Origin of the sequence: Halococcus sp. PRR34 (assembly GCF_028617175.1) — an archaeon.
In the GTDB taxonomy this organism is placed as follows: domain Archaea; phylum Halobacteriota; class Halobacteria; order Halobacteriales; family Halococcaceae; genus Halococcus; species Halococcus salifodinae.
The window spans coordinates 1-22,940 of record NZ_JAQJDA010000006.1 but is presented as its reverse complement, the minus strand read 5'-3'; the positions used below and the strand labels follow the sequence as shown (position 1 = coordinate 22,940).

The following is a 22,940-nucleotide window of genomic DNA, read 5'->3' as shown; positions in this document are numbered from 1 at the left end:
TGAGTATGGAAGACAAAGTTGAAGCGACCGCCGGGAATACAGAGGGCAATGGGTTCCGGCGACGGCTCCGATTCGTGGTCAGATCAAGACGGTTGGGAGACCGCCGCCGACGACGGTGAAACAGAACGCGGAGCGGACGGTAAACGCGATCACGGAGGCGAACGAAGACACGGAGGGAATGGTGAGGAAGGGGACGGGAGTGGAGACGAAGGAGAGGTGATCGCGCGTGCGCGGTGGCTCGCGACGACCGACCACGAGGCGGTGGCGTTCGTCCGGGAGGTGGCGTCGAGCCTCGCGATCGTGGCGGCCATCGGTCTCCTCCTGTTCGCCGTCAGCGGGCTGTGGCCGCCGATGGTCGCGATCGAGAGCGAGAGCATGTCGCCGAACCTCAAAACCGGCGATCTCGTGTTCGTGATGGAAGAGCACCGCTTCGCCGGCGGGGCGGCACAGGCCGGGACGGGCGTGGTCGGCTACCGTGCCGGGGAGCAGGCGGGCTACAAGGAGTTCCACAAGTACGGCGACGTCATCGTGTACGAGCCGGACGGCAACGGGCGCGAGACGCCGATCATCCATCGCGCTCGCTTCTGGGTGAACGACGGCGAGAACTGGTACGATAAGGCGAACCAGGAGTATCTCGGCGGTGCAGGAAGCTGTGAGGCGTTGACCAACTGTCCGGCACCACACGATGGCTTCATCACGAAGGGCGACAACAACGGACAGTACGATCAGGTGGGTGGTGGGTTCATGGGACCGATCAGCGCGCCGGTCAAGCCGTCGTGGATCACCGGCACTGCGGAGTTCCGCATCCCGTGGCTCGGCGAGATCCGACTGCTGTTCGGGATGGTGAGCACGGGCGCGAGTGCGCTCGCAGAAACGGCAACGACAGCAACGACGGCAGCGGCGGCCGGTTTCCCGATCGTCGGTGCGCTCGCTGGCGTCGGAATATTCCAGGCTGCGCGATGATCGTTTGATCGGGACTGCCGCGTAGGCGAACTAGCTGTCGAAGCGCGCCTGGACGAACGGCTGGACGTCCTCGATGTCGCCGAGTCGTGAGTCGCTGGTGAGAACGGCTTCCGTTTCGTCGATCGGCACTGAGAGGTTCATCTCTTTGGTGCGACCGTATCGACCCTTCGAGACGACCACCGCGTTGACGATCCCGAGCATGTCGAGTTCGGAGATGAGGTCGGTGACGCGGCGCTGAGTGAGGACGTCGGCGTCGATCTCGTCGCAGAGTCGGCGGTAGATGTTGTACACCTCGCCGGTGTTGATGTTCTGTGCGCCGTTGCGTTCGAGGAGGATCACCGCGAACAGGACGACTTTCGACTGTGTGGGGAGCGTGCGGACGACTTCGACGACACGATCGATCTCGATTTTCTCCTGGGCCTGCCTGACGTGATCCTCGCCGACGCGCTCGGTCTGGCCCCGTTCTGCGAGTTCGCCCGCCGTTCGGAGGAGGTCGAGCGCGCGCCGGGCATCGCCGTGTTCCTGGGCGGCGAACGCCGCACAGAGCGGGATGACGTCCTCAGTGAGGGAGTCGGGTTCGAAGGCGATGTCCGCGCGCGCAGCGAGGATGTCTCGAAGCTGTGTCGCGTCGTAGGGCGGGAAGACGATCTCCTCCTCGCCGAGACTCGATTTGACGCGAGGATCGAGAAACTCGGTGAACTTGAGATCGTTCGAGATCCCCATGATCGACACCCGTGAGTTGTCGAGTTCGGAGTTCATCCGCGAGAGATTGTAGAGGGTGTCGTCGCCGGATTTCTCGACGAGCTTGTCGATCTCGTCGAGCATGATGACCACGACCCGTTCGTGGTAATCGACCGCGTCGAAGAAGGTCGAGTAGACGCGATCGGTCGGCCAGCCCGTCATCGGGACGGGTTCGAACGCGTCGAGATCGGCTTCGAGTTCCTCGATTCGGTTCTCGACCGCGGCGATCGAGTCGAAGTCAGCTTCGTCGGCGAAATGAGCGCTTTCGTCGCCGTCGGCGTTCGCTGCATCCTCGATTTCCCCGGTTTCCCCGGTTTCCTCGACGTTCCCGGCAGTGTCAGTGCTCTCGACAGCGTCAGTACCTTCGGGGATGTCGGTACTCTCAGTGGTGTCGGTACTCTCGTCGGTGGTGTCATCGAGGGTTGCCTGGCCGCCGGTCGCGCGCTCTTTCAGCCCACGGAGGCTGGCGAGGCGTGATTCGATGTAGCGCTCGTTGGCTTCGATGAACGTGTTCGCGAGCTGGGCGAGCACGCGGTACTGGGTGTCAGTGACCTCACAGTTGATGTACTCGACCTCGCAGGGCACGTCGTACTTCTGGGAGGTGGTTTCGAGCTCGTTGCTCACGAACTTCGCGCTCGCGGTCTTCCCGGTCCCAGTCTTGCCGTAGATCAGGATGTTCGAGGGAGTCTCCCCACGGAGCGCGCCGACGAGGATGGTCGCCATATCGTTGATCTGATCCTGGCGATGGGGGAGCTGATCGGGCGTGTACGAAGGCCGAAGCACGTCCTTGTTCTCGAAGATAGGCTCGCCGCTGAGGAGGTCGTCGAACAGCCCCCCTTGAGGAGTGTCGGACTCCGAGGGATCGACCGCCGCGGACTCGTCTGCGTTCGCTGTCCGGGTCGAATCAGTCGAGTTCGATGGATCAGCCGAATCGGCTAGATCGGACGGGTCACCGTCGAGATCGTCGATCGAGAGCTCATCGAGATCGATCCCGGTATCGGCGGACGGAGCGCTATCTTCGGCGTCCCCCTCGTCGCGATCGTTCGGCGTGGTGTCGTTTCCTCCCATGTTCGGCCTCGGCTCACCCCCTTCTTTCGGATGGAGGAAACGTCACGCGCCGCCGGAGAGTGACGTTTTCCACCGATAGAAGCCGTTTCGACCGGCCTGAGCAGCCAAAGCACTGCCAGCCCGCACGTGAGTGGTCCAGCGGAACCAGAGGTGGGGAGTACATTAGTCTTTTTGGTTGCTGGAGTTCGGCCGGTCAAAGAGATCAACGTTCCACAAGATGTGCTGTTGCACGAAACGATAGTGGCCGATAGTAGAGATGTTTCTATCGTACCAACCGATTCGTGTTGGATCCACGAACAACGTCGAGAGCGTTTCCGTCACCTGAGGCTGTACGGTTCACCCCACGACTCTATCCCTTTTCACCAAACGGTTGGTCGATTCGTGCGACTTGGTAGATGATCGAGTTGGCCAACACCCCCACCCCTTCGTTTCAGGTGGAGCGCGAGAATAAGGGGTGGAGGGACCCAGCACCCACCTAGAAAGAGGTGGATTTAATACATACGAATACGAATCACACCCGAGGGGTTGAGAGAGATGAAGTTCGTTACAACGACTAGAACACTAGACGTCTAGGCTGTCAGTTCTTCGAACACTCTACCGGTTTCACCCGTCTACCTCTATATAGACACCTGCAGAACTACCTCTTCGATCCTATCGTTCGTTCGTTGTCCGTATCTCCTCAGCGGTGGATCTCATTTCACATCCGGTCCTTTGCCTCTTTCCACCCGAAACCAAGGGGTGGGGGTCGCCCACTTCCAAGACCGATAGAAACCCACTCCGAAAACAAAACCTGTTTTGTCACGACGATCTAGTCAGTAGTTTGACTGCTTAACCGCACGTGGGTTGTAGCAGCACGCTCTGTCCGATCGTCGTGAACGACGAGTCCCTCGATCTCTCGTCGAATAGCAAGTCTGATACGCGTCTGACGTGGTTTTAAGTGTATGCGCCGATGCTGTCCGTTCACGATTCGTCCGGCTCGCGAGGGGTGAGATATCAGGATGGGACTGCTTACGGGACTCAGAAACAGCATTGCACGGATGACATCGAGCCTCTTTGCGGGGGGTGAGCAGCAGCGCCGAATCGGGATCTACGGACCACCGAACGCCGGCAAGACGACGCTCGCGAACCGGATCGCGCGCGACTGGACCGGCGACGCGGTCGGCCCGGAGAGTCACATTCCCCACGAAACCAGGCGCGCCCGCCGGAAGGAGGACATCGAGATCGAGCGCAACGGGAAGTCCGTCTCGATCGATATCGTGGACACTCCCGGGGTAGCGACGAAGGTCGACTACACCGAGTTCCTCGAACACGATATGGAGGAGGACGACGCCGTTCGCCGGTCGCGCGAGGCGACCGAAGGCGTCGCGGAGGCGATGCACTGGCTCCGCGAGGACGTCGACGGCGTGATCTACGTACTCGACGCGGCCGAAGATCCCTTCACCCAAGTTAACACGATGCTGGTGGGGATCATCGAGAGCCAGGATCTTCCTGTACTGATCTTCGCCAACAAGATCGACCTCGACGAGGCGAGCGTCCAGCGCATCAACAACGCTTTCCCCCAGCACGAGACGGTGCCGCTCTCGGCGCTCGAAGGTGACAACATGGACGAGGTGTACGACAAGATCGCGGAGTACTTCGGCTGATGTCCGAAGCACACGACGATCCCGGCACTGACGGCGACGGTGGGGGCAACGATGCCGACACCGACGTCGACGCCGAAAACGATGGCGGCAACACTGGGGACGGGAGCGGCGTCCAGATCGACATGATCAGCGGCGAACGGATGGACGGACTGACGAGCATGGAGAAGATCCGGCTGATCCTCGATGGCGTCCACGAGGGAAACATCGTTATTCTGGAGGAGGGCCTCGATCCCGACGAGGAGTCGAAGCTCATCGAAGTGACGATGACCGAGATCAGTCCCGACGAGTTCACCGGTATCGAGATCGAGACGTATCCAGGCACGGAACAGCAGCAAACCGGTGGGTTCTTCGATCGGCTGTTCGGTCGGGAATCACGCACCAAGCTCACCGTCATCGGACCGGCCAACCGACTCGAAACGCTCCACAAAGACGAAACCCTGATCAGCACGCTCGTCACCCGCCGATGAGAGCATGATCGCACCCCTTCGTTTCTAATGCCCCACCAGTGTACGGAGTGCGGTCACGTCTTTCCCGACGGCTCGAAGGAGATGCTGTCCGGCTGTCCGGACTGTGGCGGGAACAAGTTTCAGTTTCGGCCCGCGAGCGATGCACGCGACACCCGGAGCGATTCGGATCCGTCGACTGAGTCGGATCATTCCAGTGAATCGGACTCCTCCACCGAACCCGGAACAACAGCCAGCGACACGTCAGCAACGCTATCTTCGTCTCCAGATTCATCCGGTTCCGAACCGTCTCCAACTGAGCCCGAGTCATCCGCAACCGACACGGAGTCGTCCCCGCCCGAGGACACGGCTCCATCGGCGTCCACGACCGAAACCAGCGACGGAACCGACGCTGGACCAGCCACCGACTCCTCGTCGGATCACGACGATTCTCCACCTGAAACGATGGGGGATGACGAAGTTCGTTCCGAGCAGACTGATCCGACCGAGTCCGACGACTCGGAGATGGCGTCGCTCCGGCGAGAGCTCAACGATCAGTTCGAGAGCATCAAGATCCTCGAACCGGGCCAGTACGAGCTCAACCTGATGGAGCTCTACAACCGCGAGGAGCGCATCATTGCCCTACAGGAGGACGGCCAGTACGTCATCGACGTGCCCGATACGTGGCTGGGTGACGACGACTCCTGAAGAAACGACGAACTCACCGTAACACCGGAATCGTCGCGAAACCCGATTTCAGGCGCTCCGGCGCTCGCGTGCCTTCCGTCGGAGGTTGCCGTAGCCGCATTTTCGACAGTTCTTGGCTCGGGTAGCGTTGCGCGCGTTACACCGCATGCAGATCTGCTTCGCGAGAATGCGTTCTTCCGCCTGCTCGAATCGTGCCATGGACGAGGCTGGCACGCGGCGGGTTTAACGGTTGTGAGTCACGCTCATTCCACAGCGAGAGTGTGGGCCGCGTTCACTCCGCCGCGAGGTACTCCTCTTGAACCGCGACGACCCCACTCGAATCCTCACAGTCGGCGTACCGCCGGAGCGGTTCGTCGTTGAGTTCGAGGAAGGTGTGCCCCCATCGGAACTTCGCGAGCAGCCGCTCGGCGTGCTCGCGATCGCCGAGGATACAGCATGCGCCCGCGAGCGCCTCGACCGTCGTGAGCTGAAACGCTGTGCCGTAGTTCACGGGGTTCGCCGCGACGAGAAAGGGGAGCGCACGATGCTTCCCCCGGATCGTAAACTGCTCCTCGCGGGCGGTCTCCCACGAGCAATCGAGCGCGATCACCCGCTCCGTGCGATCGGCGGGCGAGAGCGCGCGCTCGGCGTGAGGGTTCAACACCACGCCGGGCGGCGTCGCGCGCGCCGATCGGTGGAGTTCGGCGAGATCGAAGCGCGCGAGCTTCCGGGCGGTGCATTTGTCGGGATCGTCGTCGCCCTCGTACCGAACGTGTACCTCCACGGGAAACGGTAGGCGACGGACGATCAAAAGCGGCCCGCGTTCGGAAGAACGAAAGTACGGATCTGGTTGACTGCCTCGGTTAGCTGATCGTCTCGTACTGGTCGGCGAGCTTGTCGGCCGCCTGACCGAGCTGTTCGCGCTCGTACTCCGAGAGGTCCCAGTCGACGACCTCGGCTCCGTCGCTCGTGAGCTTCAGCGGGACCCCCAGCCCTACGTCGTCGTGACCGTACTCGCCGTCGAGCACGAGCGAGCCCGGAATCACAGCGCCAGTATCCCGAAGAATCGATTCGACCACGTGGCCCACGCCGGTCGCCGGCCCCCACTGGGTCGCGCCCTTGCGCTCGATGACGTTCATCGCGCTCTCCTGGAGACTCTCCAAGATGTCCGTGCGCTCGTCGTCCGAAAAGTCGGGATCACGGCCGTCGACGCGCACCTTCGAGAACACGGGCACCTGGGCGTCGCCGTGCTCGCCGATGATCGACGCCTCGACGTTGCCGACCTGGGTGTCGAAGCGCTCTCCGAGCACGTACCGAAAGCGCGCGGAGTCGAGCCGCCCACCGAATCCGATCACGTGCTCTCTGGGCCGATCGCCGGTCTCGTAGAGGTGGCGATTCAGGAGGTCCACGGGGTTCGAGGTCGTGACCGAAACGAACTCGTCGTTGTGCTCGGCCAGCGACGAGCCGATGTCCTCCATGATCGGCGCGTTGTCCTCACCGAGATCGAGCCGGGTCTGGCCCGGTTGGCGTGGGATTCCCGCGGTGATGACCACCACGTCAGATCCCGCAGTATCCTCGTACGTTCCCTGCCGGACGGTGGTGTTCGTGTCGTAGGCCACGCCGTGATTGACGTCGGCCGCCTGGCCGATCGTGGTGTCCTCCTGATCCGGGATATCGACGAACACGAGTTCGTCGGCAATGCCACGCAGCGCGATGTTGTACCCTGCGGCCGCACCGACCGTTCCCGCCGCGCCGACCACGCTGACTTTCACCATAACACCGTGCATCACCCGCGGCACGGGTTAAAACGCTTCGACCCACCTTTTTACTTCGTCCCCGTTCGCGCGTGGTTCGAGAGAGCAAAGCTCTCTCGTCATCACGAAAGACGCTAAGCGTCTTTCGAACGACTTCGCGCGCTCAGGGTCCTCGCAAAAATCTGGACCAAAAACACCCGCTCACTCGCTGTCTTCTCACGGGCCGAGGGCCCGCTCGAACGGTCAGCGGCGCGTAGCGCCGCTCGACGCTCGCTCGCGGTAGAACTGCTGGCGCTCTCCGCGACCACAACCGCACAGCACCGCCGAAGCCCTCGACCGCTCGTTTCACTCGCGGCCTCGCCCTTCATCCACCAGGACCGCCACCGCCTGCCACCGTCCCACCCCACACCGCTCCGCCCCGCCTCCGCGACCGCCGGCCGGCGGCCGCGGAGCACGCCACCCGTCACGATTCCACCGACAGCGGCTGCACTGGACACGTCGATAGTCGACGACACCGAACGAGGGGCCATTCGCCCCGAGCGAGCGCGTCAAGTGGCTTCGGCCCCTCCATCGTTCAATGAGTGACACCCAGTCCGGTCCGCTCCAGCCCGACCGTCCCGGGGAGGACCGCCCGTTTCGGGTGGACGCGCCGTTCGATCCCGCGGGCGACCAGCCCGACGCCATCGCACAGCTCGCCGAGGGGTTCGAGAACGGGATGGACGAACAGACCTTGCTCGGGGTCACGGGCTCCGGGAAAACGAACACCGTCTCGTGGACGATCGAGGAGATCCAGAAACCCACCCTCGTGATCGCCCACAACAAAACCCTCGCGGCCCAGCTCTACGAGGAGTTTCGGAACCTCTTCCCCGACAACGCCGTCGAGTATTTCGTCTCTTATTACGACTACTACCAGCCCGAAGCGTACGTCGAGCAGACCGACAAGTACATCGAGAAGGACGCCTCGATCAACGACGAGATCGACCGACTCCGCCACTCCGCGACCCGATCCCTCCTGACTCGCGACGACGTGATCGTGGTCGCCTCCGTCTCCGCCATCTACGGCCTCGGTGACCCCGCGAACTACGAGGAGATGAGCCTCCGCCTCGAAGTGGGCCAGACGATCGATCGCGACGAACTCCTCGGCCGACTCGTCGATCTGAACTACGAGCGCAACGACGTCGACTTCACGCAGGGCACCTTCCGAGTACGGGGCGACACCGTCGAGATCTTCCCGATGTACGGCCGGTACGCCGTCCGGGTGGAGTTTTGGGGCGACGAGATCGATCGCCTCACCAAGCTCGACCCCCTCGAAGGCGACGTCAAAGGCGAAGAGCCAGCCTCGCTCGTCCACCCTGCCGAACACTACTCGATCCCCGAGGACCGCCTCGAAAACGCCATCGGCGAGATCGAGGACCTGCTGGACGAACGCGTCTCCTACTTCGAGCGCCAGGGCGACCTCGTGGCGGCCCAGCGCATCGAGGAGCGCACCACCTTCGACCTCGAAATGCTCGAAGAGACCGGCTACTGCTCCGGGATCGAGAATTATTCCGTCCATCTCTCCGACCGCGAGCCCGGCGACGCGCCCTCGACACTCCTCGATTACTTCCCCGAGGACTTCCTCACCGTACTCGACGAGTCCCACCAGACCGTGCCCCAGATCCGGGGCCAGTTCGCGGGCGACAAATCCAGAAAGGACTCCTTAGTCGGCAACGGCTTCCGCCTCCCGACGGCCTACGACAATCGCCCGTTGCGCTATCCCGAGTTCGAAGAACGCACGGGCCAGACCCTCTATGTGAGCGCGACGCCCAGCGAGTACGAGCGCGAACACTCGGACCAGATCGTCGAACAGATCGTCCGCCCCACCCATCTCGTCGACCCCAGCGTCGAGATATCGCCGGTCGACGGCCAGATCGACGACCTCCTCGACCGGATCGACGACCGCGTCGAGCGCGACGAACGCATCCTTGTCACCACGCTCACCAAGCGGATGGCCGAGGACCTCACCGAGTACCTCGAAGAGTCGGGCGTCGCGGTCGAGTACATGCACGACGAGACCGACACCCTCGAACGCCACGAGCTCGTTCGCGGCCTCCGGCTCGGGGAGTTCGACGTGCTCGTGGGGATCAACCTCCTCCGGGAGGGCCTCGACATCCCTGAAGTATCCTTAGTGGCGATCCTCGACGCCGACCAGGAGGGGTTCCTCCGCTCGGAGACCACTCTCGTCCAGACGATGGGGCGGGCCGCCAGAAACGTCGCCGGCGAGGTCGTGCTCTACGCCGACGACGTGACCGATTCGATGCAGTCCGCCATCGACGAAACCCAGCGCCGCCGAGAGATCCAACAGGAGTACAACGACGAGCACGGCTTCGAGCCCCGCACCATCGAGAAGGAGGTCGGTGAGACCAACCTGCCGGGATCGAAGACTGACACTGGCGGGACGGCGGACCTCGAACCCGACGACGCCGACGCGGCTGCGGAACTGATCGAGGACCTCGAAGACCGGATGAACGAGGCGGCCGAGAACCTCGAATTCGAGCTCGCGGCCGACATCCGCGACCGAGTACGGGAAATCCGCACCGAGTTCGATCTCGCGACCGAGGACGGCGTCCCACCCGAAGAGGGCGTGCCGCCGGAACCGGAACTTTAATTCACGCGTTTTCTCCGGCCGTGCCGGCAGCGCCCTCGCGCTCGCTTCCGTTCGGCGGTTCCGTTTCACCCACCAGCTTGCCTGTAGCGGCCTGGTCGCGCGCCATCGCGATTCCGAAGAACAGCCCCGTCCAGCCGACGCCGAGCACGAGCAACTCAAGCGCGAGTCGCAGCCCGCCCGAGACGGGAAGGGACGCACTCACCCCAACGAACGCAGCGATCATCACGAATGCAGTTGCTGCTCCGTTCCAGCGAACTGCCTGCCAATCGTCGCCGTAAATCAGTCCGGGCATGGTGGATCCATACTCGACCAAGAGCCGCGTCCCAACGGTGTAGACGAGTGCGAGCGTGAAAGCGAGAGTCAGATCGCTGACGAGCCACGCGAACGTCCCGCCCCCGACGCCGATCCCGACGACGGCCGCGAGAACCCACGCACGGAACCGATTCATGTCGGCTGTTGTACTGTTCGAGTGATAACTGTTCGGTGTCGGTAGCTATCGCCGGTTTGCACTGATCACAGTCCTCGTGTGCTACTCTCGGCCTGCAGTCGTCTTTCGTCCGCCAGCGCCGGACTCTCTGTCGCCCTCATAGTCGCGCGCGGAGCGTCGTCGCGGTTTTCTCGCCGACGCCGGTGACCGCCTGCAGCTCCTCGGCGGAGGCCGCACGCACCCCGTCGACGCTGCCGAAGCGCCGGAGCAGCCGCCGCCTGGTCTGCGGGCCGATTCCGGGAACGTCGTCGAGCACGGTCGAGACCTCGTCGCGGACGGTTTGATGATACTGAACCGCGAACCGGTGGGCCTCGTCGCGCACCCGCTGGAGCAGGTGGCGTTCGGGCGCGTCGTCGGGCCACTCGAACGAGCCATCCGGAGTGACGACGCGCTCTTCGGCCTTCGCCAGCCCGATCGCCGGCACGTCCCAGCCCACGTCGGAGAGCGCGTCGCGTGCGGCGTTCAACTGCCCCTCGCCGCCGTCGATGAGCAGGAGGTCCGGGTCCGGGCGTTCGTCACGGCCCTCCACCGCTCGGCGGGCGCGCCACGCGACGAGCGCGCACATGTTGGCGTAGTCGTCGTTTGCGTCGTCGAGTTTCTTCCGGCGGTAGTCGGCCTTCTCGGGATCGCCGTCGAGAAAGGTGACGTCGCTCCCCACCGCAGCCCGGCCCTGTGCGTGGCTCACGTCGAACCCCTCGATCCGGTTCGCACTGTCGAGCCCGAGCGCGTCGGCGAGTGCGGCGGTGCCGTCCGCCCGCCCCCGTCCGCGACGGGCGTTCTTGAGCGCGAGTTCCACGAGGGTCGCTTCGCGTCCCGCACCCGGAACCCGCACCGCGACCGCCTCACTGTCGAGCCACGCGTCGAGTTCGTCGTCGTCGAACCGTTCGGGCAGCAGGAGCGCGTCGGGCAGCGACCGCTCGGCGTAGTACTGGACGATGAAGGCCGCGAGCACGCCACCGATCTCGCCGGTGTCGTCGTCGGGCACCGAGAGCGTGTGGCGGTCGCGCTCGACGAGCTGGCCGTCCTCGCTGTGGAGGCGGGCGACGGTCGCACGATCACCCTCGATCACCGCGCCGAGCACGTCGACCCACTGCTCGTCGGCCGCCGCCGCCACCGCCGCACCACCACCGTCGTGAAACGATTCGACGACATCGAGCTTGTCACGACAGTTCGCGGCCCGCTCGAAGTTCTGCTCCTCCGTGGCGCGGTCCATCTCTCGGCGGAGTGGATCGGCGAGGACGCCCGTACTTCCCTCCAAGAACCCTTCGACCGATTCGACGTCTCCGATGTACTCTCCCCTACTGATCTCGCCGGTGCACGGCGCGGTGCAGAGGCCGATGTCGTGGTCGAGACACGGTCGATCCCGTCCCGCGAATTTATGCTCCGAACAGCCACGGACTCCGTAGGTCTCCCGGAGCGCCTTCACGACCGTCTCGACCCGGCCGCGTTCGGTATAGGGACCGAACGCCGTCGCGCCGGGTTCGGGATCGCGGGTGATCTCGATCCGGGGGAACTCGTGGTCGGTGAGCTGCACGAGAGGGTAGGACTTGTCGTCCTTCAGCCGGACGTTGTACCGCGGCTGGTGGCGTTTGATCAGGTTCGCCTCCAGAAGGAGCGCCTGTGTCTCGGTGTCGGTCACCGCCGGCTCGATCTCGACGCTCCGCTCGACCATCCGTTCGATCCGGCGCGAACGCGGGTCGGCGTACGATCGCACCCGAGCACGGAGATCGACCGCCTTCCCCACGTAGAGCGTCGCGTCGTCGTCACGGAACTGGTAGACTCCCGGCTCGCGCGGAAGGTCGTTTGCACGCTCGCGAACGCTCGCCCCGTCCATCGCGTGAACGAAGGGTCGTGACGCGCTTCAGTCTGACGCGTTCTCCTCTGGGGGTTCCTCGTGTGGCGACCGCGCGGCTTCCGGCCCGTGGCCGTCGAGGCTGACGATGTTCTCGCGACCGATCGAGAGCTTCTCGACGGTGCCCTCGTCGTTCATCGAGGAGAGCAGCCGGCTGACCTTCGCCTTCGACCAGTCGGTCTCCTCGACGATCCGTGTCTGCTTCATCCGTCCGCCATGCTCTCGGAGGAGTCCCTGCACCCGATCCTCGTCGGTCAGCGGCTCCGGCGCTGGCTCGGGTGTCGGCTCCGGTTCCGGTTCGTCGGGAGCCACGCCGTCTCCACCGTCCGGGTCCGATGGACCTCCGTTTTCGACGGCCGCCCTCCCGTCACGGTCGCGCCACCACCGCCGAAAGCGCGTCCCGCCGACGACGATCAGCCCGCCGACGAGGACGACGAGCCCCACGAGCCAGATCGGCGTCAGCCCGCTCGTCGGGTTGGTACGAAGGAGATTCAGCTCGGTGCCATCCGAGAGCCAGTCGCCGTCGGTGTCGGTGGCCGAGGGGTCACTGCCGACTTCCAGCTCCTCGCCGTCACGGACGCCATCACCGTCGGTGTCGGGGTTCTGGGGGTTCGTGCCGTACCGGTTCACCTCCGGACCGTCGTTCAGGCCGTCGCTGTCCATGTCGGGGTTCGAGAGGTTGTACCCCTGCTCGACCTCCTGCTGGTTCGACAGCCCGTCCGCGTCGACGTCACCCGTCCGGGTGATGACCGTCACCGGGACCGTCTTCCGATCGAGCAGCGTCGTGTTGTACTGATTCGAGAGGCCCTGGAGTTCGACCACCAGTCCCTGCTCGCCGGTGACGTTCGACGGCCACGTGACGTTGGTAAACTCGCTCGTGCCGTTGGTTTCCGGCGAGAGCGGCTTGCGGTCGCAGTCGACGAGCTCCTGGGGTGGTGCGTCCGCGCGCTCGTAACCGAGACAGACGCGATAGTTCGTGAATTCGGGCGAGTCCTGGAAGGTCGCGCTTACGTCGATGGGGTCGTCCTGCCAGACGTAGTTCGAGTCGTTGCCGGCGGCCGAACCGGTGACGACGCCGCTGCCGGTCACGCTCACGTCACCGATCCCGCCAGCGGACGCCGACTGTCCGCCGACCGGAAGGCCGGTGCCGACGAGCACCACCAGGCAGAGCACACCCACCATCACGCGTGCGCGATCGCTCATCCCTCGTCCGTTGTCGTCACGCGGTCGGTATTACTCTTTGCGTCCGCGATGCGCTCCTCCCACCGGAGCGCGAAGCGAGACGCTGGCGAGTCGTGCTTAATAAAAATTCGCGCGCCACGGCGGCGCGTGTGGGAGTATCCGAGTGGGTGGACGGACGTCGGCCGATTAGGCTTCGGTCGTCGTCATGTTGCCGGACATGTTGCCCGACATGTTGCCGTCCATCTCGGTCGTCATGTTGCCGGACATGTTACCGTCCATCTCGGTCGTCATGTTGCCGGACATGTTACCGTCCATCTCCGTCTCGTTACCCATCATCTCGGTGGTTTCCTCCATTTCGGTCCCCTCCATCTCGGTGGTTTCCTCCATGTCAGTCTCCTCCATCTCGGTCTCCTCTTCCATCGCGGTGGTTTCCTCTTCCATCGCCGCGGTGGTCTCTTCGCCTGCTTCCGTCGCGTTGCTTCCGTTCGTGCCGTTCTCGCCACCGCTGCCGCCCATACAGCCGGCGAACAGCAGCATTGCGGCGACGAGTCCGACCGCCAGAACGCGCTTCGACGGGAGCCGTGTCCCGAGCGCGTCGAGTTTGCTTGTCATGGTTTCGGCACTCGATACGGAGACACGGGGAGAGCATAAATCACCCCAGCCGTTGCGCACTGTTCCGTATCGTTACGGGTCGTTGGCTATTTTCGACCATGAAAAATACGAAAATACACTCCGCAGCGCTTCCTTTCACGCCGACTCGTCCGAGTGTCCGGTGATCCCCTGCGCTGACGACGTCCTTCACACTGGTTCGAGTATCGCGTCACGGTTTGTGTGACGCCCCGTTCGTCGTCGCCGGCGAAACGCCCACACGAATCCGAACACCGCGATTCCCCGCTGTCTGTGCCGCTACGACTTCGTTCCATCGACGTTGCTGTCGTCTACCGATCCACCGGGCGATCGGCGATCGTTCGTCCGCTGTCACCGGTCCCAGGCCCCGTCCAGCCGACTGTTTCAGCGGTGAAACGGTACGTAATACGATAGTAATGGCGTGTTACAGGGCTGAAACCGAGCGAACTCGTCCGAATTTCCCGAACAACGGGCAGTGTCAGCGTTCGACACCCTGCTCGGCGAGAAGCGTCTCGAACTCGGCTTCGGTGAGTTCGGGGACGTCCTCGGCGGCGGCGTCGTCGCGCTTTCGCTGGCCGGGGTCGTCGCCGATCACGAGATAATCCGTATTGGACGAGACGCTACCCGTACTCCGCGCGCCGTGGCGTTCGACGCGCTCGGTTGCCTCCTCCCGGGTCATGGTCGAGAGTCCCCCCGTAAACACGAACGTCAGCCCGTCGAGTTCGTCGCTCGTGTCGGCTTCGATCGGCTGTGGTTCGACACCACGCCTGCGCAGCCCGTCGATGGTCTCCCGGTTCCGTTCGTTATCGAGGAACGCCCGGATCTCGCTTGCGACCCGCGGCCCGACGTCGGGGACTTCGCGGAGGGCGTCCTCGTCCGCACTCAACAGAGCATCGAGATCGCCGAACTCGCGCGCGAGGTTCGACGCCGTCGTCGATCCTACTTCCGGCACTCCGAGCGCGGTAATGAAGTCGGAGAGCGGGGGGTCGGTCGAGGCGTCGAGTTCGTCACGGAGGTTTGCAGCACTCGTCTCACCCCAGCCGTCGAGCTGGCCGAGATCGGCCACCCGTAGGTCGTAGAGGTCCGGGAGCGACGCGACTAGCCCGGCGTCGATGAGCTGTTCGACGCGCTCTGCGCCGAGCCCCTCGATGTCGAGGCCTTCGCGGCTGGCGTAGTGCTCGACCGCGCGCTGGAGCTGGGCGGGACAGGAGACACCCCCCGTGCAGAACGCGAGCGGTCCGTCGCGCTCGATCGCGCTGTCACAGATCGGACAGCGATCCGGAAACGCGAAGGTCCCTTCGCCGCCGTCCTCGACGACCTCCGAGACGTAGGGGATGACGTCGCCCGCGCGCTTGAGGCGCACCTCGTCGCCGACGTTCACGCCGAGCTCCTCGATCTCACCCGGGTTGTGGAGGGTCGCGCGCGAGACTTCCACTCCGCCGACTTCGACGGGTTCGAGCAGTGCGACCGGCGTTGCCCGTCCCGTGCGACCGATCTGCACCGTAATGTCGGCGACTCGTGTGACCTCGGTCCGAGCGGGAAACTTGTAGGCGTAGGCCCATCGTGGCGCGCGCGATGTCGTTCCGAGGCGCTCACAGGCTGCGAGGTCGTTGACCGAGAACACGGCCCCGTCGATCTCGTAGTCGAGCCCCTCACGATCCTCCCCCAGCCGGTCGCGGTACTCGATGGCATCTTCGATCCCGTCGACGACCGCGACTCGTTCGGTGACGCGGAGCCCCCACTCGGGGAGTTTCGCGTACTGTTCTTCGTGGGTGTCGAACGCGTAGCTCGCATCGAGAACCCCGAAAAAGAAACACGCGAGCGGGCGTTCGGCCGTGATCTTCGGGTCGAGCTGGCGGAGCGTCCCGGCGGCGGCGTTTCGGGGGTTCGCGAAGGGGTCGTCGCCGCGTTCGACCCGCTCGCGGTTGTGGGCGGTGAAGGCCTCGCGCGGCATATAGATCTCGCCGCGCACGGCCAGATAGTCGGGAAAATCTCCCCGAAGGCGCTGTGGCACCGACCCGATCGTGCGGACGTTCGCGGTCACGTCGTCGCCCTCGTACCCATCGCCCCGCGTCGCGGCGCGCTCGTACACGCCGTTTTCGTACACGATTTCGATCGAGAGCCCGTCGAACTTCGGTTCGCAGACGTACTCGACCGTGATGTCGGCGGGATCGTTCTCCCCGTCGCTTTCGTCGCCCTCGCTGTCGAAATCAGCGAGCGAGCGCTGGCCCCCGCCGCTACTGGCGAGTTCACGTCGAACCCGCTCGTCGAACTCCCGGACGTCGTCGGGGTCACCGCTGGAGTCGATCGAGAGCATCGGCGCGACGTGGTCCACAGTATGGAGTTCGTCGAGCGGCTCGCCACCGACCCGTCGTGTGGGACTGTTCTCGGTCGGGAGGTCGAAGGCGTCTTCGAGGGCCTCCAACCGGGAAAACAGCGCGTCGTAGGTCCGATCGCCGATCACGGGATCGCTCTCGACGTAGTAGCGGTGGTCGTGATACCGGAGCGCGGCGCGGAGCTGTCCGGCCTGCTCGCGCGCCGTCTCTTCGTTCAACTCCTCGACCGGTGCAAACTCCGCGTCGGGATCCTCGATGTAGGGGTTGTCGGCGTCCGCAGCCGTGGCGTCCGGGGCTGCCATTGGTTCGGCTACCCCCGCACTCCGCTTATGCTGTTCGTCTCGCTGTGACCTCGTTACGTGAAAACCGGCGCTGACCGTTGGATCGCACAGTTGGCGATCTGTGGTCGCGGTTCATACTTATCCTTCCAGCCCTCCGGCTCCGCAAGGACTGTACGAGAACCTGAAATTATTGCCAAATGGGAAACCATATGCGACGATGGCTCTCGAACGATTCTATGGCCGGTGTAGATCCTGATGAGGAACAGGCACGAGCATGGTGGAACGCTTGGTCAGAGTCGTTCCAGAGCGAAGGCGGTCACTCGATTGCAATAGCGTTTGGTCCGGGTGCCTCAGAGGAAGACGACTTGGGGCTGCTCGGAAACGTATCGGGTACTGACACAGTTGAACTTGGGTGTGGTGGTGCTCAGTTCGGTATTGCTCTTGCTCAGCAGGGAGCGAATGTTACGGGTGTAGACATCTCTGAAGAACAACTCAGCTATGCTCAGGGACTCGCCGAGGAGCACGATGTTGACGTCAACTTCATCCACAATAGTGTAACAGACTTATCGGACATCTCTGGTGGGACGTTTGACCTTGCAGTCTCAGCTTTCGCATTTCAATGGGTTGAGGATCTGGGAGCCTGCTTCTCTGAAGCAGCACGAGTCCTAAGAGACGGAGGAACGCTGGTTTTTAGCGTGGATCATCCGTACTACAAGATCATTGACCCAGAATCCCATGAGTTCAAGAAGAGTTACTTTGATGACTCTCCTCGTCGAGCATACAGCGACTCATTCGACGCTGAAATGGTGGTTTACTCGCGGGGGGTTGGAGAAACGGTTCAATTACTGAATGACGCTGGGTTCAGTGTCGAAGCAATCCGAGAACCGGGGTACGAGAATCCCGAGGAATATGAAGCAGAGTATGGAAGTTTCAAGCCAGAACTCATGGCCAAGGTTCCACCGACAATCGTCTATTCCGCTCGAATATGACTCACCACTGTGACCTCATTTGGTGTGTGATAGAACTGTCTGGGTTCGGAAACAACCCCGACACCCAACCCTGTCAGTAGGCACTTGGTTTCTGACAGGGTGTCAGCAACGTCGGTTCCCTTTGTAACCGAGGAGGCGTCAGCAAGAGGGCTCATCGCGGGTCAATAATCAGGTGGGTTTCGTCGGTGTTGATATGCGATCGGTCGTCGTCGGTTTTCTGGGCTGGTCCCCAGATATTCGTCGTCCGGCTGCGAAATTTTCCGATGCACAGGTCCCGAAACGGAACGGTGATGGCAAGATAGCGTGATACCGGCGAGGTTTATGTGAGCCGAGACGGACACTCGGGTATGACCGACGACGAGTTCCTGCTGCTCAATCCCGGGCCAGTGCCCGTGACCGATGCAGTCCGCGAGGCGATGGACGCGCCGATGGTCTCACACCGCTCGGCCGACTTCGAGGCGGTGTACGAGCGCGCACAGGACGGCCTCGATTACGTCTTCGAACACTCGACGCCACAGGAACAGTCGACCAGTGCCGGCGGGACCAGTCTCGTGCTCAACGGAACGGCGACGATGGGGATGGAGGCCGCCGTCGCCAATCTCGCTGGCGAGGACTGCGAGGTCGTCGCGCTCGTCAACGGCAAGTTCGGCCGACGTTTCGCACGGATCGCCGAGCGGTACGCGTCAGTCACGCGAGTCGAGGTCGAGTGGGGCGACTCGCTCGATCCCGATTCGGTCGCCGAGGCCGTCACCGACGACACCGACCTCGTGACGATGGTCCATAACGAGACCAGCACCGGCATCCTGAACCCCGTTCCCGAGGTGGGCGAGATCGCCGCCGCCCACGACGCCCGGTTCGTCGTCGACGGCGTGACCTCGATCGGGGGCGACGTCTTCCGGATCGACGACTGGAACGTCGACATGGCCATCACCGACTCCCAGAAAGCACTCGCCGCACCGCCCGGCGTCAGCGCGATGTACGTGACCGATCGCGTCGTCGAGCATATCGACGGCGAGCGCGCCCCCTTCTACGCCGATCTCGACTGGCATCTCCGGAAGGCCGAGAGCCATCAGACTCCCTTCACGAGCGCCGTCCCGCTCTTTCGGGCGCTCGCGGTGGCGGTCGAGGAAATCGAGTCAGAGGGGATGGAGGCCCGTATCGAACGCCATCGCCAGCAGGCAGCCGCCTTCCGATCGGGATTCGCCGCGATGGGCCTGGAGGGGTTCCCTACGCTCGACGACGCAAGCACTCACTCGAACACCGTGACAGCGATCTCGCTGCCCGCAGCGGTTCGCGATCACCCCGAAGAGTTCTTCGCTGCGGTCGACGAGCGCAACGTCTCGATCAGCGGCGGCCAGGCTCACCTCGGTGGCGACATCTTCCGAGTGAGCAATATGGGCCATCTCACGGACGAACAGGTGCTTCGCGGGGTTCGAACTGTGGGCGAGGCGTTCACCGATGTCGGCGTCGATGTCGATCTCGAAGCGGGGCTCGACGACGCCCGCACACAGCTCGACTGACTGCCGGCTGCCGATCGGTCGATGAGCGGCCCGACGATCGTCGATTACTCCTCGGAGTGCTCCTCGACCTCGATCTCGGTCCAGTCGGCGTCCGCCGACGGCCCTGCGTTGGCTCCATCGAGACCAGCGTCCTCGACCATCGCACCGATCTCGTCGGCGAGCCCGGCGACGTTGCCGGTGGCAATCAGTCCTCGAACCCGTTCGACGGCTGCGTCGGCGTCGCCGTGTTCGACCAGCGCTACCGCGGCCGCCTCACCCGCTCGGCCGCCGACTTCGGTGCCGGCGGTCTCGGTCATGATCCGGCCGAGCAGTCCGGAGTTGTTCACGCCCTTTGCGGCCGCACGACCGATGAGTTTACCGAGCGTTCGACCGAGCCGCTCGTACTCGACGGCGTCGTCGAGCGCTGCTCCCTCGGCGAGTGCGTCGATATCGAGCGCCTCCATGATGTCTTCGAGCACGTCGCTCGCGAAATACGCCGCGAGACCACGCTCGATCGCTTCCTCGGGTGTGTCGTCGGACATGCTGATCGTCCTTTTTCCAGGGCTCCTGCCGAATAGGGTTGTGGTTGGCAGGAGCAAGGCCGCCGCGAACAGCCGACCGACGACTCGACGGATCGGGGACCGGCGACACTTGCCGTAACTCGTGGTTATAGATACCCGTAGATATATGCACCACATACATGACCGACGACGAGCAGCGAGGCTTCGGGACACGATGTGTCCATGCTGGGCAAGCGTCGGATCCGGCGACGGGATCGCGCGCGCCGCCGCTGTACCAGACCACCTCCTACACCTTCGACGACGCCGACCGCGCCGCCGATCTCTATGCGCTCGAAGCGGAGGGCGACGTCTACTCCCGGATCTCGAATCCCACGGTCGCCACGCTCGAACGCCGCCTCGCCGACCTCGAAGGCGGCGTGGGCGCGCTCTGCACCGCGTCGGGGATGGCCGCGCTCGACGCCGCGACCTTCCTGCTCTGCGAGGCGGGCGACAACGTCGTGAGCGCCGCCTCGATCTACGGCGGCACCCACGCCTACCTCAGCCACACCGCTGCGCGCCGTGGGATCGAGGCCCGGTTCGTCGACACGCTCGATCCCGCGGCGTACGACGAGGCGATCGACGAAAACACCGCCTACGTCCACTGCGAGACCATCGGCAACCCCTCGCTAGTGACGCCCGACCTCGAAGCTGTCGCCGCCGTCGCCCACGACAACGACGTTCCCTTCTTCGTCGACAACACCTTCGCCACGCCTGCACTCTGCCGCCCCCTCGAACACGGCGCGGACCTCGTCTGGGAGTCGACCACGAAGTGGCTCCACGGCTCCGGCACGACGATCGGCGGCGCGCTGATCGACGGCGGGTCGTTCCCGTGGGGCGAGCACTCCGAGAAGTACCCCGAAATCGCTGGCGACAACCCCGCATTCCACGGCCTGAACTTCGCCGAGGAGTTCGGCGACCGCGCGTTCACCGCGGCCGCCCGCCAGCGTGCGATCCGGAGCCTCGGCGACCAGCAGTCACCGTTCGATGCGTGGGTCACGCTTCAGGGGCTCGAAACCCTCGATCTCCGGATGGAACGCCACTCTGCGAACGCCCACGGAGTCGCCGAGTTTCTCACAAGCCACGACGAGGTCTCGTGGGTCGCCTACCCCGGCCTCGACGATCACGAGACTCACGACACCGCCAGCGAATACTTGGAGGGAGGATTCGGCGGCATGATCGCGTTCGGACTGGAGGGCGGGTACGAGGCCGGCAAGCGCCTCTGTGAGGACACCGACCTCGCGAGCTTCCTTGCGAACGTCGGCGACGCGAAGACGCTGGTGATCCATCCCGCGAGCACCACCCACGCCCAGCTCTCGGCCGAACAGCAGCGCGCCTCGGGCGTGACGCCCGATCTCGTCCGGCTCTCGGTGGGTATCGAGGACGAGGCGGACATCGTGGCGGATCTCGACGGGGCGATACCATGACTCAAGCGACGCGCGACACCCGGTCGATCGGCGCGTTCGAGTTCGAGTGCGGCGAGTCGCTTTCGGACCTCGAACTCGCCTACGAGACCTACGGCGAGTTCACCGGCGACAACGCGGTGCTCGTCTGTCACGCGCTCACCGGCAGCGCCCACGTCGCCAGCGGCCCGCGCGGGGAGAAATCGAGCCCCCGATCGGGGCCCGATGGCCAGCACGGGGACGCGGCGGGCCAGGCCCGCGCGTGGTGGGACGCGATCGTCGGACCTGGAAAAGCGATCGACACGACTGAGTACTTCGCCGTCTGCGTGAACGTCCCCGGTTCGTGTTACGGCTCGACGGGACCGGCCTCGACCGACCCCGAAACCGGCGAGCCCTACGGAACCGACTTCCCGCCGGTCACCGTGACCGACTGGACCCGCGCCCAGCGCCGGCTGCTCGACGAACTCGGCGTTTCCCGGCTCCACGCCGTCGTCGGCGGCTCCGTGGGTGGGATGAACGTCCTCGAATGGGTGAAACGCTACCCCGAGCGCGTCGAGCGCGCGATCCCGGTGGCGACTGCCGCGCGGCTCGATTCCCAGTGCGTCGCCATCGACGGGATCGCCCGGCGGGCGATCACCACCGATCCGAACTGGGCGGGCGGCGACTACTACGGCGGCCCCGAGCCCGACGACGGCCTCGCAATCGCGCGCCAACTCGGCCACGTGATGTACCTCTCGAAGGAGTCGATGGAAGCGAAGTTCGGCCGGCGCGCCGCGGGCCGGGACGCCGCCCGCGACGCCTTCCCTGCCGATCCGGCCGCTGGCTTCTTCCCCTACCGCGACGTCGAGTCGTACCTCGATTACAACGCCGACACGTTCGTCGATCGCTTCGACGCCAACAGCTACCTGTATCTCACACGCGCGATGGACGAGTACGACCTCGCGGCGGGCCACGCGTCCGACGCCGACGCACTCGCGGGCTTCGACGGCGAAGTACTCTGTCTCTCCTTTACCGGTGACTGGCATTTCACCACGGACCAGGCCGCAGCCCTCGCCGACGCGTTCCGGACTACGGGCGTCGAGACCGCCCACCACGTGATCGACTCCGACCACGGCCACGACGCCTTCCTCGTCGAACCCGAGAACGTCGGCCCGCCGATCGCCGACTTCCTCGCCGATGGTGTCGCCGGCCGAGCGGTGACCGACGCGCGCGCCGACACCGACGGCGACACCGAGTTCGCACCCGTCCACGCCAGCCTGTTCGGCGACTGAATCCGGTTCGACCCCCCCACCGACCTCCATCCGATCAGTCATCAGGCGCGGGGAACAAACCTAAATATGATCTGTGAGAACACTTCACCGATGAGAACTGAGGTCGGCGGGTTCTGTGATATGCTCCTCGCCGTTTCATCGCTTTCTATTGTTGGTGTAGGACTTCTCAGCTACGCGACTATCGGTGGGCCAGAATACATCAGTTCTGCAGAGATGGTTTTCTATGCGGTAATCGGAACACTTCTCTTATCGACTCGATTTTCGGAGCGGGTGCAACGCCACGTTCGCTCGGTTCGTCAAAACCGATACATACAGACCGCTATGGCAATCTTCCTGTTCGCAATTGCGGGATTCTTGTTCGTGATCGGTGGTCATCTGATCGTATTGCTCTTCGGAGTTGCCTTTGCCGTAGCAGGAATCGAAGCGGTCTATAATCGCTAGTTGTCCACTCTACCAGTCACGGTACGAGCAAGTGCGTAGAAATCGGCCAGACGTGAGGCGGAGTCCCAA

The 22,940-nt window shown here is 64.0% G+C and carries 20 protein-coding genes; 10 read left to right on the top strand and 10 right to left on the bottom strand.

Annotated elements, in window-relative coordinates:
- The first annotated feature begins 48 nt into the window (after positions 1-48).
- Entirely contained in the window at positions 49-963 is a 915-nt protein-coding gene (locus PHA81_RS09180; RefSeq protein WP_273836550.1) for a S26 family signal peptidase, read from the top strand.
- 30 nt (positions 964-993) lie between these two features.
- On the opposite strand, the gene PHA81_RS09175 is transcribed toward PHA81_RS09180, so the two are convergent.
- Positions 994-2,772, bottom strand: coding sequence for an orc1/cdc6 family replication initiation protein (locus PHA81_RS09175; protein ID WP_273836549.1), 1,779 nt, complete (start codon positions 2,770-2,772; stop codon positions 994-996).
- A gap of 998 nt (positions 2,773-3,770) precedes the next feature.
- On the opposite strand from PHA81_RS09175, the gene PHA81_RS09170 reads away from it, so the two are divergent.
- The 3 genes from PHA81_RS09170 (at position 3,771) to PHA81_RS09160 (ending at position 5,566) form a co-directional block, all read left to right on the top strand.
- Entirely contained in the window at positions 3,771-4,415 is a 645-nt protein-coding gene (locus PHA81_RS09170; RefSeq protein ID WP_005040055.1) for an Era-like GTP-binding protein, read from the top strand.
- A 122-nt stretch (positions 4,416-4,537) separates the two neighbouring features.
- A complete protein-coding gene (locus tag PHA81_RS09165; RefSeq protein WP_206536825.1) occupies positions 4,538-4,882 on the top strand; it encodes a DUF2073 domain-containing protein in 345 nt (114 codons plus the stop codon).
- Positions 4,883-4,909: 27 nt separating this feature from the next.
- Positions 4,910-5,566 carry a Zn-ribbon containing protein gene (locus tag PHA81_RS09160; protein WP_005040051.1) on the top strand — a complete coding sequence of 219 codons (657 nt, stop codon included), beginning with the start codon at positions 4,910-4,912 and terminating at the stop codon, positions 5,564-5,566.
- A 48-nt stretch (positions 5,567-5,614) separates the two neighbouring features.
- Here PHA81_RS09160 and PHA81_RS09155 read toward each other — a convergent pair whose 3' ends face one another.
- The 3 genes from PHA81_RS09155 to mdh all read right to left on the bottom strand — a co-directional run bounded on the left by PHA81_RS09155 (position 5,615) and on the right by mdh (position 7,320).
- Entirely contained in the window at positions 5,615-5,764 is a 150-nt protein-coding gene (locus PHA81_RS09155; protein WP_005040050.1) for a 50S ribosomal protein L40e, read from the bottom strand.
- Between the two features lie 73 nt (positions 5,765-5,837).
- On the bottom strand, positions 5,838-6,329 hold the full coding sequence (locus PHA81_RS09150; RefSeq protein WP_273836548.1) for a DUF367 family protein: 492 nt from the start codon (positions 6,327-6,329) through the stop codon (positions 5,838-5,840).
- A gap of 79 nt (positions 6,330-6,408) precedes the next feature.
- On the bottom strand, positions 6,409-7,320 hold the full coding sequence (gene mdh / locus PHA81_RS09145; RefSeq protein WP_005040044.1) for a malate dehydrogenase: 912 nt from the start codon (positions 7,318-7,320) through the stop codon (positions 6,409-6,411).
- A gap of 556 nt (positions 7,321-7,876) precedes the next feature.
- Here mdh and uvrB point away from each other — a divergent pair.
- A complete protein-coding gene (uvrB, locus tag PHA81_RS09140) occupies positions 7,877-9,946 on the top strand; it encodes an excinuclease ABC subunit UvrB (RefSeq protein ID WP_273836546.1) in 2,070 nt (689 codons plus the stop codon).
- Between the two features lies 1 nt (position 9,947).
- On the opposite strand, the gene PHA81_RS09135 is transcribed toward uvrB, so the two are convergent.
- The 5 genes from PHA81_RS09135 to ligA form a co-directional block, all read right to left on the bottom strand.
- Complete coding sequence (locus tag PHA81_RS09135; RefSeq protein ID WP_005040039.1) at positions 9,948-10,394, bottom strand: hypothetical protein; 447 nt, start codon at positions 10,392-10,394, stop codon at positions 9,948-9,950.
- Positions 10,395-10,530: 136 nt separating this feature from the next.
- Positions 10,531-12,267, bottom strand: coding sequence for an excinuclease ABC subunit C (locus tag PHA81_RS09130; protein ID WP_273836545.1), 1,737 nt, complete (start codon positions 12,265-12,267; stop codon positions 10,531-10,533).
- Between the two features lie 27 nt (positions 12,268-12,294).
- Complete coding sequence (locus tag PHA81_RS09125; protein ID WP_005040034.1) at positions 12,295-13,488, bottom strand: helix-turn-helix domain-containing protein; 1,194 nt, start codon at positions 13,486-13,488, stop codon at positions 12,295-12,297.
- A gap of 165 nt (positions 13,489-13,653) precedes the next feature.
- Positions 13,654-14,079, bottom strand: coding sequence for a hypothetical protein (locus tag PHA81_RS09120; RefSeq protein ID WP_005040032.1), 426 nt, complete (start codon positions 14,077-14,079; stop codon positions 13,654-13,656).
- 493 nt (positions 14,080-14,572) lie between these two features.
- Positions 14,573-16,732, bottom strand: coding sequence for an NAD-dependent DNA ligase LigA (gene ligA, locus PHA81_RS09115; protein WP_005040030.1), 2,160 nt, complete (start codon positions 16,730-16,732; stop codon positions 14,573-14,575).
- Between the two features lie 215 nt (positions 16,733-16,947).
- On the opposite strand from ligA, the gene PHA81_RS09110 reads away from it, so the two are divergent.
- Positions 16,948-17,700 carry a class I SAM-dependent methyltransferase gene (locus PHA81_RS09110; protein WP_005040028.1) on the top strand — a complete coding sequence of 251 codons (753 nt, stop codon included), beginning with the start codon at positions 16,948-16,950 and terminating at the stop codon, positions 17,698-17,700.
- A 347-nt stretch (positions 17,701-18,047) separates the two neighbouring features.
- Complete coding sequence (locus PHA81_RS09105; protein ID WP_005040026.1) at positions 18,048-19,220, top strand: alanine--glyoxylate aminotransferase family protein; 1,173 nt, start codon at positions 18,048-18,050, stop codon at positions 19,218-19,220.
- 44 nt (positions 19,221-19,264) lie between these two features.
- Here PHA81_RS09105 and PHA81_RS09100 read toward each other — a convergent pair whose 3' ends face one another.
- A complete protein-coding gene (locus PHA81_RS09100; protein WP_005040024.1) occupies positions 19,265-19,741 on the bottom strand; it encodes a hypothetical protein in 477 nt (158 codons plus the stop codon).
- A gap of 158 nt (positions 19,742-19,899) precedes the next feature.
- Between PHA81_RS09100 and PHA81_RS09095 the strand changes: the two genes are divergently transcribed.
- The 3 genes from PHA81_RS09095 to PHA81_RS09085 all read left to right on the top strand — a co-directional run bounded on the left by PHA81_RS09095 (position 19,900) and on the right by PHA81_RS09085 (position 22,871).
- Positions 19,900-21,183: an O-acetylhomoserine aminocarboxypropyltransferase/cysteine synthase family protein gene (locus PHA81_RS09095; RefSeq protein WP_005040021.1), complete on the top strand. Its 1,284-nt coding sequence runs from the start codon at positions 19,900-19,902 to the stop codon at positions 21,181-21,183.
- Entirely contained in the window at positions 21,180-22,430 is a 1,251-nt protein-coding gene (gene metX, locus PHA81_RS09090; RefSeq protein ID WP_005040018.1) for a homoserine O-acetyltransferase, read from the top strand. Before PHA81_RS09095 ends, metX begins: the two co-directional genes overlap by 4 nt.
- A 90-nt stretch (positions 22,431-22,520) precedes the next feature.
- Entirely contained in the window at positions 22,521-22,871 is a 351-nt protein-coding gene (locus tag PHA81_RS09085) for a hypothetical protein (RefSeq protein ID WP_273836542.1), read from the top strand.
- The last annotated feature ends 69 nt before the right edge of the window (positions 22,872-22,940 follow it).

Excerpts from the sequence above, each read along its gene's own strand:
- PHA81_RS09180 (WP_273836550.1), top strand. The coding sequence starts at position 49 with ATGGGTTCCGGCGACGGCTCCGATTCGTGGTCAGATCAAGACGGTTGG.
- PHA81_RS09175 (WP_273836549.1), bottom strand. The coding sequence starts at position 2,772 with ATGGGAGGAAACGACACCACGCCGAACGATCGCGACGAGGGGGACGCC.
- PHA81_RS09170 (WP_005040055.1), top strand. The coding sequence starts at position 3,771 with ATGGGACTGCTTACGGGACTCAGAAACAGCATTGCACGGATGACATCG.
- PHA81_RS09165 (WP_206536825.1), top strand. The coding sequence starts at position 4,538 with ATGATCAGCGGCGAACGGATGGACGGACTGACGAGCATGGAGAAGATC.
- PHA81_RS09160 (WP_005040051.1), top strand. The coding sequence starts at position 4,910 with ATGCCCCACCAGTGTACGGAGTGCGGTCACGTCTTTCCCGACGGCTCG.
- PHA81_RS09155 (WP_005040050.1), bottom strand. The coding sequence starts at position 5,764 with ATGGCACGATTCGAGCAGGCGGAAGAACGCATTCTCGCGAAGCAGATC.
- mdh (WP_005040044.1), bottom strand. The coding sequence starts at position 7,320 with ATGGTGAAAGTCAGCGTGGTCGGCGCGGCGGGAACGGTCGGTGCGGCC.
- uvrB (WP_273836546.1), top strand. The coding sequence starts at position 7,877 with ATGAGTGACACCCAGTCCGGTCCGCTCCAGCCCGACCGTCCCGGGGAG.
- PHA81_RS09135 (WP_005040039.1), bottom strand. The coding sequence starts at position 10,394 with ATGAATCGGTTCCGTGCGTGGGTTCTCGCGGCCGTCGTCGGGATCGGC.
- PHA81_RS09130 (WP_273836545.1), bottom strand. The coding sequence starts at position 12,267 with ATGGACGGGGCGAGCGTTCGCGAGCGTGCAAACGACCTTCCGCGCGAG.
- PHA81_RS09125 (WP_005040034.1), bottom strand. The coding sequence starts at position 13,488 with ATGAGCGATCGCGCACGCGTGATGGTGGGTGTGCTCTGCCTGGTGGTG.
- PHA81_RS09120 (WP_005040032.1), bottom strand. The coding sequence starts at position 14,079 with ATGACAAGCAAACTCGACGCGCTCGGGACACGGCTCCCGTCGAAGCGC.
- ligA (WP_005040030.1), bottom strand. The coding sequence starts at position 16,732 with ATGGCAGCCCCGGACGCCACGGCTGCGGACGCCGACAACCCCTACATC.
- PHA81_RS09110 (WP_005040028.1), top strand. The coding sequence starts at position 16,948 with ATGGCCGGTGTAGATCCTGATGAGGAACAGGCACGAGCATGGTGGAAC.
- PHA81_RS09105 (WP_005040026.1), top strand. The coding sequence starts at position 18,048 with ATGACCGACGACGAGTTCCTGCTGCTCAATCCCGGGCCAGTGCCCGTG.
- PHA81_RS09100 (WP_005040024.1), bottom strand. The coding sequence starts at position 19,741 with ATGTCCGACGACACACCCGAGGAAGCGATCGAGCGTGGTCTCGCGGCG.
- PHA81_RS09095 (WP_005040021.1), top strand. The coding sequence starts at position 19,900 with ATGACCGACGACGAGCAGCGAGGCTTCGGGACACGATGTGTCCATGCT.
- metX (WP_005040018.1), top strand. The coding sequence starts at position 21,180 with ATGACTCAAGCGACGCGCGACACCCGGTCGATCGGCGCGTTCGAGTTC.
- PHA81_RS09085 (WP_273836542.1), top strand. The coding sequence starts at position 22,521 with ATGAGAACTGAGGTCGGCGGGTTCTGTGATATGCTCCTCGCCGTTTCA.